General features: G+C 36.7%; 17 protein-coding genes. 12 read left to right on the top strand and 5 right to left on the bottom strand.

Annotation, left to right across the window (positions count from 1 at the left end; translation table 11 throughout):
- The first annotated feature begins 106 nt into the window (after positions 1-106).
- The 3 genes from RCG22_RS24030 to RCG22_RS24040 all read left to right on the top strand — a co-directional run bounded on the left by RCG22_RS24030 (position 107) and on the right by RCG22_RS24040 (position 3,854).
- The gene (locus tag RCG22_RS24030; protein ID WP_308107239.1) at positions 107-817 is read left to right on the top strand and encodes a serine/threonine-protein kinase; all 711 of its coding nucleotides are present in this window, start codon (positions 107-109) and stop codon (positions 815-817) included.
- Between the two features lie 68 nt (positions 818-885).
- Positions 886-1,461: a protein kinase family protein gene (locus RCG22_RS24035; RefSeq protein WP_308104989.1), complete on the top strand. Its 576-nt coding sequence runs from the start codon at positions 886-888 to the stop codon at positions 1,459-1,461.
- A gap of 59 nt (positions 1,462-1,520) precedes the next feature.
- Positions 1,521-3,854 (top strand): YheC/YheD family endospore coat-associated protein, encoded by a 2,334-nt coding sequence (locus tag RCG22_RS24040; RefSeq protein WP_308104990.1) that lies wholly within the window; start codon positions 1,521-1,523, stop codon positions 3,852-3,854.
- Positions 3,855-3,894: 40 nt separating this feature from the next.
- On the opposite strand, the gene RCG22_RS24045 is transcribed toward RCG22_RS24040, so the two are convergent.
- Positions 3,895-5,067, bottom strand: coding sequence for a glycosyltransferase family 4 protein (locus RCG22_RS24045; RefSeq protein WP_308104991.1), 1,173 nt, complete (start codon positions 5,065-5,067; stop codon positions 3,895-3,897).
- A gap of 171 nt (positions 5,068-5,238) precedes the next feature.
- On the opposite strand from RCG22_RS24045, the gene RCG22_RS24050 reads away from it, so the two are divergent.
- From RCG22_RS24050 to RCG22_RS24060, 3 genes are read left to right on the top strand one after another with little or no spacing between them, the layout of a single operon-like run.
- Positions 5,239-6,324, top strand: coding sequence for a YheC/YheD family protein (locus tag RCG22_RS24050; protein ID WP_308104992.1), 1,086 nt, complete (start codon positions 5,239-5,241; stop codon positions 6,322-6,324).
- A gap of 24 nt (positions 6,325-6,348) precedes the next feature.
- Positions 6,349-7,575: an ATP-grasp domain-containing protein gene (locus RCG22_RS24055; RefSeq protein ID WP_308104993.1), complete on the top strand. Its 1,227-nt coding sequence runs from the start codon at positions 6,349-6,351 to the stop codon at positions 7,573-7,575.
- A gap of 13 nt (positions 7,576-7,588) precedes the next feature.
- On the top strand, positions 7,589-8,614 hold the full coding sequence (locus RCG22_RS24060; protein WP_308104994.1) for a YheC/YheD family endospore coat-associated protein: 1,026 nt from the start codon (positions 7,589-7,591) through the stop codon (positions 8,612-8,614).
- 44 nt (positions 8,615-8,658) lie between these two features.
- On the opposite strand, the gene sspL is transcribed toward RCG22_RS24060, so the two are convergent.
- Positions 8,659-8,796 carry a small, acid-soluble spore protein L gene (gene sspL / locus RCG22_RS24065; RefSeq protein ID WP_098263404.1) on the bottom strand — a complete coding sequence of 46 codons (138 nt, stop codon included), beginning with the start codon at positions 8,794-8,796 and terminating at the stop codon, positions 8,659-8,661.
- 85 nt (positions 8,797-8,881) lie between these two features.
- Here sspL and RCG22_RS24070 point away from each other — a divergent pair, with 85 nt between their 5' ends.
- Positions 8,882-9,373 carry a divergent PAP2 family protein gene (locus RCG22_RS24070; protein ID WP_098263405.1) on the top strand — a complete coding sequence of 164 codons (492 nt, stop codon included), beginning with the start codon at positions 8,882-8,884 and terminating at the stop codon, positions 9,371-9,373.
- A gap of 41 nt (positions 9,374-9,414) precedes the next feature.
- Positions 9,415-9,684: a DUF6123 family protein gene (locus RCG22_RS24075; RefSeq protein ID WP_066256997.1), complete on the top strand. Its 270-nt coding sequence runs from the start codon at positions 9,415-9,417 to the stop codon at positions 9,682-9,684.
- A gap of 35 nt (positions 9,685-9,719) precedes the next feature.
- Here RCG22_RS24075 and RCG22_RS24080 read toward each other — a convergent pair whose 3' ends face one another.
- Both RCG22_RS24080 and RCG22_RS24085 read right to left on the bottom strand, forming a co-directional pair.
- Positions 9,720-10,649: a DMT family transporter gene (locus tag RCG22_RS24080; RefSeq protein WP_098263406.1), complete on the bottom strand. Its 930-nt coding sequence runs from the start codon at positions 10,647-10,649 to the stop codon at positions 9,720-9,722.
- 6 nt (positions 10,650-10,655) lie between these two features.
- Positions 10,656-11,063: a reverse transcriptase-like protein gene (locus tag RCG22_RS24085; protein ID WP_166252828.1), complete on the bottom strand. Its 408-nt coding sequence runs from the start codon at positions 11,061-11,063 to the stop codon at positions 10,656-10,658.
- 201 nt (positions 11,064-11,264) lie between these two features.
- Here RCG22_RS24085 and RCG22_RS24090 point away from each other — a divergent pair, with 201 nt between their 5' ends.
- Positions 11,265-11,921 (top strand): ribonuclease H family protein, encoded by a 657-nt coding sequence (locus RCG22_RS24090; protein ID WP_308104995.1) that lies wholly within the window; start codon positions 11,265-11,267, stop codon positions 11,919-11,921.
- A gap of 20 nt (positions 11,922-11,941) precedes the next feature.
- Entirely contained in the window at positions 11,942-12,127 is a 186-nt protein-coding gene (locus RCG22_RS24095) for a zinc-finger domain-containing protein (RefSeq protein WP_098263409.1), read from the top strand.
- A 50-nt stretch (positions 12,128-12,177) separates the two neighbouring features.
- Here RCG22_RS24095 and cspD read toward each other — a convergent pair whose 3' ends face one another.
- Positions 12,178-12,378 carry a cold-shock protein CspD gene (cspD, locus tag RCG22_RS24100; protein ID WP_026563856.1) on the bottom strand — a complete coding sequence of 67 codons (201 nt, stop codon included), beginning with the start codon at positions 12,376-12,378 and terminating at the stop codon, positions 12,178-12,180.
- A gap of 277 nt (positions 12,379-12,655) precedes the next feature.
- On the opposite strand from cspD, the gene RCG22_RS24105 reads away from it, so the two are divergent.
- Both RCG22_RS24105 and RCG22_RS24110 read left to right on the top strand, forming a co-directional pair.
- Positions 12,656-12,934, top strand: a complete 279-nt coding sequence (locus RCG22_RS24105; RefSeq protein WP_308104996.1) for a hypothetical protein — start codon at positions 12,656-12,658, stop codon at positions 12,932-12,934.
- 257 nt (positions 12,935-13,191) lie between these two features.
- Entirely contained in the window at positions 13,192-14,598 is a 1,407-nt protein-coding gene (locus RCG22_RS24110; protein WP_308104997.1) for a cytochrome ubiquinol oxidase subunit I, read from the top strand.

Raw genomic sequence — 14,598 nt, forward strand, 5'->3', positions numbered from 1 at the left:
GGTTATACATACAAGAATTCTTGTCTCACTAATAATATGATATAAAAAAGCCAAGTTCACAAAGGGGGGAACTACATTCGAAAAGTATACACTGGATCACCAACCTATAGGGAAGGGTGCGACAAGCCTGGTCTTTTTTGGTCTGAATGAACAAAAAGAGCAGGTAGTAATAAAAAAGGTTGAAAGCAAAAAAGAAGCAGAACAAGAGAGCAATCTACTAAAAAGCATACCCATTCATAAACATATCATTACCTTTTTAGATTTTTTCGAGGAAGAACAAACAGGGTATATTGTATTAGAATATCACCCTGGTGGAAGACTTGGTTATTTTAAAAGAGGAATCATCCATGATCAACAATGTGCAGTTCAAATAACAATGAGTATCCTTCGAGGATTAAAGGTAATCCACCAACATGGCATTCTCCATTGTGATATTACTCCACATAACATTTTAATTTGTAATAATGACCCGAAAACAGTCAAAATCATTGATTTCGGTTCTTCCGTCCGTACAAATGACTCGGGTGAATATATAGGAAATCATCGAGGAGCAACAAGATGGTATCGACCACCGGAGCTTAAGAAACAAAATCAAATCTTTTCTGCCAACTTAACCTATTGTTCAGATTTATATAGTGCTGCATGTGTATGTTTGTACCTGTTAACAGGTTTTGCACCCATTCGAAAAATACAAGCGTGCAAACAGATTCCCAATCAGAAATTACAAAAAGTTATGAGGAAAGCAACAAGAAAGAATAAACTCAAACGTTTTCAATCGGCACAAGAGTTTATTGATGCACTCCTTCCATTTGTCTAATATGTAGATCTCCGGAAATGTTTTAACAAGGTACAAAATAAAAAATTCCAAAAAGGAGATAATGCCAGATGAATGATTTTACCCAAATTGTCGTTATGCCGGGGAAACCAGTTCAGGTTCAAATCAATCCAACCGACTATCCCCTGATTGGAAAAGGATTGCAAGGAGCGGTGTTTAAACTATCCGATGACCGCTGTGTGAAAATTTATTCAAAACAAATTTATTGCCTTCGAGAGAAGCGGGTATTACAACAAATTGGTGAAAAAACAGCCATTTTACCAGAGGTTTATGAAGTGGGAGAAAATTATATTCTTATGGAATACCTTACCGGGCCATCCTTGCAAGAATATCTTGAAAAATCAACGGGAATTTCCGCAGAGTTAACAATTGAAATTATTAATTTAATTAAAGAAATTAGAAGTTTACAGTTTATGAGAATTGATTTCTCCTTAAGACATGCGATCTATGATAAGAATGGAAAGTTGAAAATCATCGATCATGTTAATTCTTTTAAAATTCACAGGTCGTTTCCAAAACGACTTTTCAAAGACTTAAAACAATTAGGTCTATTAGCAACCTTTTTAGAGCATGTAAAAATTCAAGAACCAGACATCTATGAACAATGGAAAAAATCGTTGAAATAAAAGACTAACATCAACAAAAAAATAATAAATGACCTGAAATGATTGAGGGTGACAGAGAAATGGATGAAAAGTCTATTGGTATTATTTTACCAAAACGGCAATGGAATAGGCTTGCCCAAGAGGAATTAACCGAGGATGATGCCTTTGTTTTCCAATATGCTATAGCGGGCGAAGAGTTGAATTTGGATATACTATTTTTTAATATAGAAGAATTACAGGTAAACGAACGTAAGGGAAATGCAATGATGATTATAGATGAGGAGATAGTTTTACTGGGTTTCATCGAAATTCCTTCAGTAATCTATAATCCCTCAAATTATCATCAAAAGAAAAACAATCGGACAATCTTTGAACTTGCACAGCAAACAGGTATTACGCTTATTAATGAAAAGACTAATATTAAGAATAAGCATTTCCTGGATTTGATGGCAACACATCCTGCCTTAAAGGATGTAAATTTAGTTACTAGGAATCAACATCCGACATCCTTCAGTTTTTACATTTTAGGACAAAAACATTGTAACCATCAATGGGATACGCCGATCATTTATGCAAAGAAGGATGATGAAGTATTACCTTTTAAGGAAGCCTATTTGCTACTAACTAATCATCTTTTAATGCTAGAGGAAACGCAAGAATACCTTTTTGAAGTAAGTCACCAAATTTTAGAGATTCTCCATTATTATTATCCAAGAATCTATGAAATTGGTCTTCAGTTTGTGTGGATGGAAAATGGTGAAATTAGAATTAAGTCCACATGCCCTATCCTCACCCTAGTGAAAGACATAAGTTATAGCAATCAGAAAGTAGCTGGTACGATTCTTAAGTGGCCGATTGTGCTTGCCAAAGAAATCATGGACTTGAACAATGATGATCAAACCATGCATACGAATAGTTGGGAAACTGAAGCGAACGTTCAGGAAAGCAATCAAGAATTACTCCATGATAATATTACCCCGTTTGTCAAAAAATCAAGTCCCCATTTTGAGAATGTTTGGGTGAAATTTAAGGTTTTTCATGATAATGAAATGAAAATGAAATTACCTGACCGACTTACCGAGAATTGGAGGGAACAACCTGAAATTATAAAATTTGGGGTGAAAGAAGAGATCTGTCACTTTGACATTTACGAAGATGCAATCCCGCTAAGACATAATTCCTATCAAAATCCAGTGGAACTGTTTGTTTCTGACGCTTTGGTAAAACTTATGCATCTCCCTGTGGACCTAGTATATCAAATCCAATTTTTAGAGAGAAAGGCAATTATTGGTCCAACCATCGGCTTTCTGCTAGGTGAAAAAAATCATGTCTATAATTTAGATTATATGGAGAAATTCAATGACCGTTTTGCGGAATACCATCGTTATGGCGGAGTAACAATCGCCTTTTCAGCAAGTTCAGTCGATTGGGAAAAGAGAATTGCCTATGGGATGATCTATGACCCGGTAAAAAAACATTGGCGCTATGATTCTACCCCCATCCCCTCTACCATCTACCGCCGAAATTTCCATCAAAAGAAAGCTGATATTCGACAACTTGTGGAATTAACCGATAATCATTTATTTAATTCCTACCACTTTAAAAAGTCAGATCTTTATTTACTAAAAAACAACCCGGAACTTAAGCAGCACTTACCGGCAACTATCCTTTTAGATACCATGGAAGAATTAATCAACTTTGTAAAAGAAAATGGGAAGGTTATTTTAAAGCCAGTTAGCTTATCTAGAGGACGCGGAATTTTTATAGTAGAATTAGATTCTGAAACAGAAGGTTTTAGCTTATTTGATTATCGAAATATGACAAAGGTAGAGCACAGACTGAAGGATAAAGAAGATTTACAAGCACTGTTAGAGGAAATGGGGATTTTTGATCAAGAGTATTTATTTCAAACCTATATCCCGCTCCTAAAGATAAATAATCGATCCCTTGATGTCAGGGTTGTGATGCAGAAATATAACAAAAGGAAGTGGCAATGCTCCGGAATTGAATGCAGGGTTGCTCGAGAAGATGAAGAGTTAACCAATATTGCTCGGGGCGGAGAGGCGATGACATTGGAAACGGTCATCAAGAGTTCAACCCAAGGGCTAAACTTCTCGCTTGTTCACCGGAACATTTTAAACCTTTGCCAAAGGTTTTGCCGGATTATGGATCAAAAAAATGAACATTTCGCTGAATTTGGTATTGATATTGCTTTAGATGAACACGGCTTCCCGTGGATTTTAGAAGCAAATATATATCCCAGCTTCAAAGGCTTTAAGGCAATGGATTATGACACGTATTTAAAAATCCGGACCCAGCCGATGTTTTATGCGGTTCAAATCCAAGGGTTCCAAATTCTTGATGAAGATGCGTATGGGAATAAAATTCGGTTTCATGAAAGAGCATTTTTATAGTTAGGAATGTCCCTTTAGGAACTATTCTTAAAGGGACATTCTATTTTTTATCGATTACCATTTGGATATACAATTGAAGAATACGGTTAGAACTCTTCTCCCAAGTGAAATGCTCCATTACTCGTTCAACACTGTTAAGCCCTAACAATTTCACTTTTTTAGGATTGTTTAAGAGCTGAATGACACAATTGGATAGTTCCACTTCAATATTTTGTGAATTTATCAAATACCCCGTTCTCCCATGTTCAATAACTTCTGGCATTCCCCCCATTTTAGTTGCGATAACCGGAACACCACATGCCATTGCTTCTACATTCACTAATCCGAATGCTTCCTGTCCGATTGAAGGGACTAACACAATCTCTGCAGCCTCAAACCAATGGTGGATTTCCTCATGTGGGATAAACGATACAAACCGGACGTGTTCCGGAAAATTCTTTGCTAATTCAAATAATTTGTCAACATAGATGGTTCTTCTTCCAGAACCATAAAACGCACTACCGGCAATAACTAATAAGGTGTCAGGTACCGCTTGGATAATTGAAGGCATAGCCTGAAGTATCTTATGAATTCCCTTTATTTTTCTTAAACGTCCGACAAATAGAATGATTTTCCTACCTGCAAGGTTCATTTGTTTAATAAACTTTTCTTTATTATTTATCTGATTTAATGACCATTTCGATTGGAATTGAGTAGTATCCACTCCTAAATAATTGACAATGACTTTATTTGCATCACAATCTGTTAGTTTTATTAAATAATCTTTAAGAAAATGGCTGTTGACTATAATTTTATCAGCTTGATGGAGATTACTAATTAACGCTTCCTTTTCAATATGTGATTTAGAAATAAACATGGTCGAGTGCAGTGATAAGATAATCAGTGCATTTTGAAACTTGTGCCGAATGAGGGGAATATATTTTGGGCGATTTTCTATTTGGATGATATCGGGATTGAGTTTTGACAGTTTTGTTATGACTTTTGAGAGGTACCTTGTCCAATGTCGATAAATAATCCTGACATAAGAAATATTTCCTTGTTTATCAACGGAAGGGAGATCTTTTGTCTTTTTCCCAAAGACTGTGAATTGAATATCGTTTTGAAGAACGTTGGTTTGCATCTCTACAACTGTTTCAACGGAACTTGAACGAGATGATGGAATGGGGAAGGAACCAGGGGTTATGATGGCCACTTTTGGTTTTATTTTCAACATACAAAGCACCTCTTAAAGTAATGTAACTTAGTGTATTCGAATATTTTATGAATGTTTCAAAAAAATTGGAGTATTTATCTCCCCAAATCTATAACCCTTGCATTTAATAGTAAGAAGCGGTTTGTTGAGGTCACCTGAACGTAAACCCTATTTATAAGGCGGGGAAATAGCTTGAAACAGGAGTATATTGGAATTATCATCAGTTCGCAATTATATCAAGAAATTGTGAACGGTAAACAGTCACAAGTCTTGGCTTTCTATGAGGAAGCGGGTAAGATAAATAATCTCATTCCGGTTTATCTTCGGTTGGAGGATTTGCAGCCCGGTTTATCTGAGACAACGGGTTATGTGATGAATAGCAACGGTAAGTATCAGAAAAATACTATTCCTAAACCCTTCGTTATTCATAACAGAGGCTATCAATGTAGCTCAGCAGCCAAGAAACAGCTTAAAAGTTTACAAGCAGAAGGCATAATAATTTATAATGAATGGAATCAGTATGGGAAATACAAAATTCATAAGCTATTAGCGGAAAGTGAAGACTTAAGAACCCATCTCCCTGATACGGTTCAATTTAATCAAAGTAATATGTTCGAAATGATGGGGAAACACAGAGAATTAATAATCAAACCGAGCAGTGGTACATTTGGAAGACGTAACATGAAAGCAACACGCCTAAGCGACACAGAGTGGTTGTTAACCTATCCGCAAAAAGAAAGATGGCTGGAAGAAATCATCCTTGCAGACCGGTTACCATTGAAAATAGATTCTTTAGTAACAAGCGGGATTTATATTATCCAAGCGAGAATTCGACTTGCAGAATTTAATAATAATCCATTTGACCTTCGGGTATCCGTCCAACGAAATGGGAATGGAGCATGGCAAGTGACTGGGATGGTGGGGAAAGTAGCCAAAACAGGCAGTTTTGTTACAAATGTTGCTCGAGGTGGTATCTGTTTTGCCTTTGAAGATATTCTTAGAAACCTTCCCGACTTGGATGATAAACAAGTAGTGGCTGATGTGGAGGAATTATCCTTGAAGGTTGCCGGGCAACTGAGTAATCAAATTGAAAACTTAGCAGATATTGGACTTGATGTCGGGATTACAGGAGATGGTTTTCCCATGTTTATTGAATGTAATGCTCGAGATTTAAGGTTAACCTTTCGTCATGCATTAATGTTCGAAACATGGCGAGATACTTACATTACTCCAATAAGCTATGGGAAGTACTTATTAACTAAAATAATCAGCCAATAAAAAACACAGGGGAAGTAGGTAGATATGCAAACAATTATCTTTGTTGGAAGTAACAAATCAGGAACAAGCAGAGAAGCCCTCGGTACGTCAAAAACTATGGGTTATTATACAGTTCTATTAACCAACAGAAGAGAATTTGTCAAACAAATAGATGAATTTCCTGAAGTGGACCGGATGGTGTTTGTAGATAATTTATTTGAAAAGGAGATTGTCTTTTCAATCATCAAAAATCTCAAAGATGATCGAAAACAAATCTGTGCGGTTATTAGTTTCATAGATCCTTATGTTTCCTTTGCGGCACGAATCTCTGAAGAATTAGGACTTTTTCGTGTGTCCAAGGATGCTTTGGTAATCATGGAGGAGAAAACACGTTTTCGTGAACATCTTAAGACGCTGCCGGTATCACCGAAATTTACTATATTTCACGAAGAACAGATGTCTATTCAGCAATTTATTGAGGAAAATCAGCAGCATTTACCACTGATATTAAAGTATCCAGTATCCAACGGGTCAAAGGATGTCTTACTAGTTGAAACCATCTCGGAGCTAAAAGCAGGATTGGAATATTTAAATAAAAAATTCCCTTCCAGCCCCGTTTTAATTGAAGAATATTTGTTTGGAACACAATACTTAATTGAAGTCGTTGTTAAGGATGGGCAGATTTCGATGGTGGCAGTAATTGAACAGGAGGTATCAAATGGTGATCGGTTTATCATTACTGGGTATTGTTATCCAGCCCAACTAGATCAAAAGACTTTTGAGGACTTACAAAGCGCAGTTGAAAGTATTATTCAAGCGCTGAAATTGGAAAATGGAACATGTCATTTAGAAATGAGGCTCATTGATGGAAAGTGGAAGTTAATCGAAATTAATCCTCGTATGTCAGGGGGGGCAATGAATAAAATTATTCAAGAGGGAACCGGAATCAATTTAGTGAAAGAAACACTTAAACTCTACCTAGGGCAAGACCCGATCCTAGAAGCAACAAAAAAAACAAATGTTTATGCAAAATATCTTACTATTAATTCACGCGGCAGACTCATAAAAGTGACCGGCAAAAATAAAGCTTCAAATTATGATGGTGTTAAAGAGGTTTATGTAAAACCAAGAAAAGGTGCGATTTTAACAAAACCATATTCACTGGGTGATCGCTATGCCTATGTAATTGCAACTGCTGATACCCCTGACAAAGCGAAGGAGATTGCCCTGTCAGCATCAAAAGAAATCAAGTTTTATTTAGAGCCACTTTAAGGATGTGATGATTTTGAAGTCAATCGGCATGCTTCACAATCGAAAAAATCCGCAAGAAGTTAAAAAAGCATACCCTTTTGCTGCAGTTGCAAAAATGGAGGGAATTCCTTTTTTTTATTTTTCATTCAACAATGTTGATTTTAATCTTATGAAAATTAATGGCTGGGTCTATCAACAGGGGGAATGGGTACAAACAGTAATGGACTTTCCAACAGTCATCATTAACAGCTGCAACCCTAAGACGGAAAGGCAATCGGCTATTTTGAAAAAATTAAAGGAATATTCAATATTCACAAGTTATCCAGTTGGAAATAAGTTTAAAGTTTATAAAAAGCTACTGAAAGCGAACGAATTCTCTAGTTATTTGATTCCTTCCGTAAGATTAAGTAATCCAAAGGTGTTTAATTCTTTTCTTCAGCTGCATTCTTGTGTTGTTATAAAACCAGTATCTGGAAACCAAGGTAAAAAAATATTGTTTATCGAAAAACTTAATGACATGCAAACGTTCAAATTAACGGACGGTCCCAATGTTCAACTGTATAACACAAAGGAAATGGAAGTACTAATTGAACAGTTAGTCCTAGAGCAGAAATATTTGCTTCAGCCGTTTATTGAATGTAAAACAAAAGCCGGATTAACCTATGACTTTCGCTTACATGTTCAAAAAAATAGACAGGGTTTATGGGAAATCACATTGATTTATCCACGAATAAGCGGTAACGGTAAATTGATAAGCAATATTAGCAGCGGAGGGTACCGCGGCGACTTAGAACCTTTTCTTTTTGATGAATTTGGGGAAGATTCCGAACGAATAAAAACAGACTTGGAGAAATTTGCACTGACAATTTCAGCCCATTTAGACACATTATATGAACATTCCTTCGATGAACTTGGGATTGACGTTGGAATCGATTCGCAGCAAAGTTTCCGGCTATTTGAAGTGAACTGGAGACCGGGTTGTAAACACAGGGAATTTGAAGTGGCTAGGCGGCTAATTCCTTATTGTACCTACCTGGCTGATACTGCTCATAAAACATGAAACCGACTGTCACAATAGGGGCAGTCAGATTCATGTTTACGGGATTATTTTGTATTCTTTTTCTTAGCCGCATTTTCTAGTTTACTCTTTGGTTCTTCAGCGAACTCGGCATCTTGACCATATCCTTGAGGATTAACTCCAGGGGCTTTTACGCCTCGATTTGCTTGCCCTTTTTTACCCATCTACGTTCACCTCCCACTTTTTATAGTATTTCCATACAGAATAATAAAACTCGGACTTTCGAACAATAATGGCAGGGGTGATTTAATGAATAAAGGGATTTATTTAGCACTTCTCAGCATGGGACTAGCCCAAGGAATGAAAATTCCAATTCACTTTTATAAAAAAAAGGAATGGCGCCCAGAGCTGTTTTTTGGTACCGGAGGAATGCCCAGCTCGCATTCTGCCGGCGTTTCTACCTTAACAACATACATTGCGATGCAGAGAGGACTGCCAACCTTTGATTTTGCCCTTTCCCTCATCTATGGATTAATTGTCATGTATGATGCGCAAGGGGTTAGAAGGCAAACAGGCGAACTCACCTTAAAGGTAAATTCAATGAATGAATTAATTGAAAAAATTCATAAAGAGGAAAGTGTTGAATTTAAACAAGACTCACCAAAAAAGCTAAAAGAAATGTTAGGCCATCAGCCTGAAGAAGTTGTTGGAGGAGCCATTCTGGGTGTTTTAGTGGGGGTCATCGGTCACTTATGTACAAAAAAGAATAGAAAATTATCAAAATTTAAGATAAGATTCTAAAGGGATATTCACAGTTTTTTTGGGAGAGGGATGGCAAGTAAGTGGGTACAGTCGAAAATTATTTGCAACACTTGGAAGGAAAAGGATTTCAATTCCAAGAGGATGCAATTGGCTTTATTTTCTTTGGGAAACACTATACCAATGCTTCCGATGAAATGATTAATACTGCCATTGAGCTAACATTAAAAGCACAAAAAAGTTTTGATGGCAGTTTTTACGTCTCATTGCTGGAAACATTAATTTCGAATAAGATTAACACAAGGAAAGATGCGATTAGATTCGTGAAAGAAAAGGAACTATTAGTGATATAACCATGAAAAACTCCCTTTTGAGTAAGGGAGTTTTTTTAAGAGACCTTATCCTCTATGGATTTGTTTTTCCTTAGTAATGGGATTTTGGTTGCTGGCATCTCGGCAAAGATCATTCCCGCAAAAATGAGGCAGCAGCCAATTAGCGCACTATATGAAAGTCGTTCATTTGCCCAGTAATAACCTGTAATTGCTGCAAATACCGGCTCCATTGCAAAAATTAACGCCACACGTGTGGCTGATGTATATTTTTGGAAATTGGTTTGAATCATAAATGCCAGCGCTGTTGCAAATATACTTGTGATGATCAGGGCAATCAGAACATCTTGCTTAAGCAGAATCGCAGGATTAAAAGACTTTTCCCAATCTTCAAACAGGAACGAACAAAAAATTGATAAGACAGCAACAGTCGAAATTTGAATGACAGTTAATAGCAGAGTTGGATATTTATTACTAAACTTACCAGTGTAGATAATCTGCAGGGCGAAACTAATTGCACAAATGAAAACAAAGCCATCTCCTTGGTTTAATGAAGTGACATCTGTCATTGTAAGCAGGAATAAGCCGATGGTTGCCGTTAATACCCCCACCACTGCATTCTTGTTCGGAAACTGTTTTAATAACATCATTGAAAATATCGGAACAAGGACTACGTTTAAACCTGTAATAAAGCCAGCTTTGGAAGAAGTGGTATATAAAAGACCGATTGTTTGGGTGGCATAACCAAGAAAAAGCCAAAATCCGATAAATACTCCTGATAAAAGTAGCTTTATATCCAATTGTTTTAGCTGTTTTTTCTCAAATATCACAAGACAGAAAATTAATAATATCGCTGCAGCAAGAAAGCGAATGCTGTTAAACGAAAACGGTTCAAGAAAGTCTATCGCATTTTGAACTAATACAAAAGTAGTACCCCAGATGATTGTCACTAGGAGCAAACTTACATCAGCAACTAAAGGTTTTTTCATAAAGTATCATTGCTCCTCGGGGATATTTTTTCGAATACCTTGTCTAGCTAATTCATCGGCGGCTTTATTTTCAGCGCTTGGTATCCATTTCATAAAAAACAAAGTGAACTGTTTTGATAAGTGTAAGGCCTGTTCAAGTAATGGCGCGTATAACCTGTTTTTTACAAATTCTTTTTCGACCGCCCTGTTTACTAATTCGGAGTCTGTTCGGAAAGATAAGACACTATCCCGATATCCTTTTTCTAAACAAATCTCCAAAGCCTTAATAAATGCATGATATTCTGCTTCGTGATTTGACATGATTCCTAAGGGAATGGAATATTTTTCTGTAATGCCATTTCCTTTGATAAATATCCCTGCCCCGCTTGGCCCGGGATTACCGGCACTAGCCCCGTCAATATATACCTCAATCAATTCTTTATCCTCCATAAGCGTATTATTGAAAGTTTATCATATTTCTTTTAAGGCAGAAAATATTTATTCTTATAACTACTATGAAGAAGTGGGTATGATAAGAATATGGATTAGAATAGGGTAGAATGATGTGGGCATTTCTGCCGGATGGATTTTGTTTTGAAAAAGCCACCTGAATACTTTTACGAGAGGTTGAGGACATTGAAATATCGGTTAGAATGGATGTATAAATTAAAAAGTAATGAAAAGGTACAGTTTTCCTCTGAATGGGTCTCAGGTGAAACGGCTATACAAATTGGAGAAGAGCTTGAAATGACTGGGAAAGTATCAGATTTGTTTTTTTATGATGAAAAGGAAACATCCTGGGTCTTAAAAGAATTGAAAAAATTGCTGACCGAAATTGAAGAAGACCCACATGAAATAACCGTTTACTTTGATGGAGGATTTCAAAAGGAAACCAATCAGGCTGGTCTTGGAACGGTCATCTTTTTTAAACAAGGAAAGAAGAAATATCGGATCCGAGCCAATGAACGGATTGATGAATTGGAGACAAACAATGAAGCAGAATATGCTGCTTTTTATTATGCGTTAAATATTTTAGAAGATTTGGGAGTCCATCATTTATCATGTGAATTTAAGGGCGACTCACAAGTGGTGTTAAAACAACTAGAAGGGGAATGGCCATGCTATGAGGATACACTTAATAGCTGGCTTGACAGAATTGAAGGGAAAATAAAAACCCTTGGGCTAGTTCCCAAATATACGCCCATATCTAGAAAAGACAATAAAGAAGCAGATAAATTAGCGACACAAGCATTAGCGGGAAAAGAAATATTTGCAAAAACATTGATTCTCTAAGAAATGGGTGTGAGACCTTAGTGAAGGAATTAAACAGGAAGGAATTGCTGGGTCATGTCGAATCTTTAATGGTTCAATATTGTGAAGGCTGCTTTTTACACCAGCATTTGAAAAAAGAAGGCGGACGGAGGGCTGCACACCGGTTTTGCATTTCCAATTGTACAGTAGGAGAACAGCTTCAGGAGTACGGGAAAAGATTAAGTTGAACATATAAAAAGGCTGACGAAAACGTCAGCCCTAGATTGGCTATTTTAGATTAAAGTTTTACAACGTTAGCTGCTTGTGGCCCACGGTTTCCTTCAACGATTTCAAAAGAAACTTCTTGACCTTCTTCTAAAGATTTGAAACCTTCGCCAGTGATAGCACTGAAGTGTACGAATACATCGTCGCCGCCTTCTACTTCAATAAAACCAAAACCTTTTTCATTGTTAAACCATTTTACTTTACCGTTTTGCATGTACTTCTTCCTCCTAAGCCTTTTAAAGCTACCCTTAATGGTGCCAAAGAAAAATATTATCATGCAGCCATTTGCTATGCATATATAGTTACATGATTCTTTAAATATACAATATTGAAAATTTACAGTCAAGGAATGACATGCGCCTTTCGGTGAATAAATAATAGTTTCTATGAGAATATATTTTTGTCTGAATTTGTCAGGACAAATATCATGAAAAATACTTCTGCTTCATATCTTAAATTAAGCTAATTAATTTGCAGAAGGCGGGGATTGAATGTACCGATTTTCCATTGAAGGTGATGAATGGATACTGAGATTTTCACCGCAAGTTTATATGGATTCGGATGAAAAGCAGACGATATTATTCGCAATGCTCAAAATAGGAGAGAAACTTGATAATTATTCTCATGGAAGTGCCTTCATCATTTTTATAAAGGACATTGGTGCGATTGTATTCGATGTGGAGAGAATCCCATCCTTGATTTTAACAGTTTCGAATATTATCCCTGAGGATCATTGGTATTGTCAGGATTTTCCTTCCTTGAAGACTTAGATTAACCATTGTTATATTGGGGTGGTCATTAATTGACCATCCTTTTTTTGTTCAGTGGTATTTGTCACAAAACAGACAAAAAAATAAGGAGAATTCGTGACATTGTCTGCTATTATAAAAGTGAGTTCTATAAGAGTCATTCTAAAAAAATAATAATTATTAATATTACCACTGTGTTAAGGAATACTATGAAAGTTTTTTTCTTTAAGTTTGTGAAAAACTGAACATGTTAATAAAAATTTAGGAGGTAGTCAACTATGGATCCAGTGTTTTTAGCAAGATTTCAATTTGCTGCAACAACGATATTCCACTTTTTCTTCGTACCGCTTTCGATTGGTTTAGTGTTTATGGTGGCATTAATGGAAACATTGTACGTTGTTAAAAAGAAAGAGATTTACAAAAAGATGGCAAAGTTTTGGGGACATTTGTTTTTGATTAACTTTGCGGTTGGCGTCGTAACAGGGATTATACAGGAATTCCAATTTGGGATGAACTGGTCTGATTATTCGAGATTTGTCGGGGATGTTTTTGGTGCTCCGCTCGCGATTGAAGCATTACTAGCATTTTTCATGGAGTCAACCTTTATCGGGTTATGGATTTTTGGCTGGGATCGTTTACCGAAGAAAGTTCATTTAGCATGTATATGGCTTGTTTCTTTCGGAACGCTCTTGTCAGGTTTTTGGATTTTAATGGCCAACTCTTTTATGCAAGTACCAGTCGGGTTTGAGATCAATAATGGCCGGGCAGAAATGAATGACTTCCTAGCCCTAATTACCAACGGGCAATTATGGGTGGAATTCCCGCATGTCATTACAGGAGCGTTATGTACGGGGGCATTTTTCATTGCGGGTGTAAGTGCTGTGAATCTCCTTAAGAAAAGACACGTTGAGTTTTATCTAAAATCTATGAAAATTGCAATCATTATTGGCTTGATTGGAAGTATCGGAACTGCCTTAAGCGGACATACACAAGCACAATATCTGGTGAAAACACAGCCGATGAAAATGGCTGCTGCTGAGGGAATCTGGAAAGATACAGCGGATCCCGCCCCGTGGTCTGCCTTTGCAATAATAGATTCAAATAAACAAGAGAATAAGTTTGAAATAAACATTCCCTATGCTATGAGCTTCTTAGCCTATTCTAAATTTGAAGGCGGACTTAAAGGGATGGAGACACTGCAGAAAGAATATACCGTTAAATACGATTCGGTAGTAGGTGAAGGTACCAACTATATCCCGCCAGTTAAAACCACGTATTGGAGCTTTAGACTGATGATTGGCTTTGGTATGGGAATGATTTTATTATCATTAATGGGTGCTTACCTATGGAGAAAAGGCAGATTAGAGCGAAGTTCGCTATTCTTAAAGTTCCTTTTACCAGCTATTGCCTTTCCATTCTTAGCCAATACATTTGGCTGGGTGATGACAGAGGTTGGGCGTCAGCCATGGACTGTTTTCGGTCTAATGACAACTGCTGATTCCATTTCTCCCAATGTTTCAGGTGGAACGATTCTTTTTTCAATCATCATGTACCTGCTGTTATTTACAATCCTTGCCAGCGTCATGATTTACTTAATGGTTCATGAAATTAAAAAAGGTCCTGAAAACCTCCATGGAATTGATTCCAAGGTCACAACGGATCCATTTAATAAGGTAGGTGCTTAA

The organism is Neobacillus nitrireducens (assembly GCF_030915405.1).
Taxonomy (GTDB): domain Bacteria; phylum Bacillota; class Bacilli; order Bacillales; family Cytobacillaceae; genus Neobacillus.

Coding starts and splice junctions, on each gene's coding strand:
- RCG22_RS24045 (WP_308104991.1), bottom strand. CDS start 5,067: ATGTTGAAAATAAAACCAAAAGTGGCCATCATAACCCCTGGTTCCTTC.
- RCG22_RS24080 (WP_098263406.1), bottom strand. CDS start 10,649: ATGAAAAAACCTTTAGTTGCTGATGTAAGTTTGCTCCTAGTGACAATC.
- RCG22_RS24035 (WP_308104989.1), top strand. CDS start 886: ATGAATGATTTTACCCAAATTGTCGTTATGCCGGGGAAACCAGTTCAG.
- RCG22_RS24110 (WP_308104997.1), top strand. CDS start 13,192: ATGGATCCAGTGTTTTTAGCAAGATTTCAATTTGCTGCAACAACGATA.
- sspL (WP_098263404.1), bottom strand. CDS start 8,796: ATGGGTAAAAAAGGGCAAGCAAATCGAGGCGTAAAAGCCCCTGGAGTT.
- cspD (WP_026563856.1), bottom strand. CDS start 12,378: ATGCAAAACGGTAAAGTAAAATGGTTTAACAATGAAAAAGGTTTTGGT.
- RCG22_RS24055 (WP_308104993.1), top strand. CDS start 6,349: ATGCAAACAATTATCTTTGTTGGAAGTAACAAATCAGGAACAAGCAGA.
- RCG22_RS24040 (WP_308104990.1), top strand. CDS start 1,521: ATGGATGAAAAGTCTATTGGTATTATTTTACCAAAACGGCAATGGAAT.
- RCG22_RS24070 (WP_098263405.1), top strand. CDS start 8,882: ATGAATAAAGGGATTTATTTAGCACTTCTCAGCATGGGACTAGCCCAA.
- RCG22_RS24105 (WP_308104996.1), top strand. CDS start 12,656: ATGTACCGATTTTCCATTGAAGGTGATGAATGGATACTGAGATTTTCA.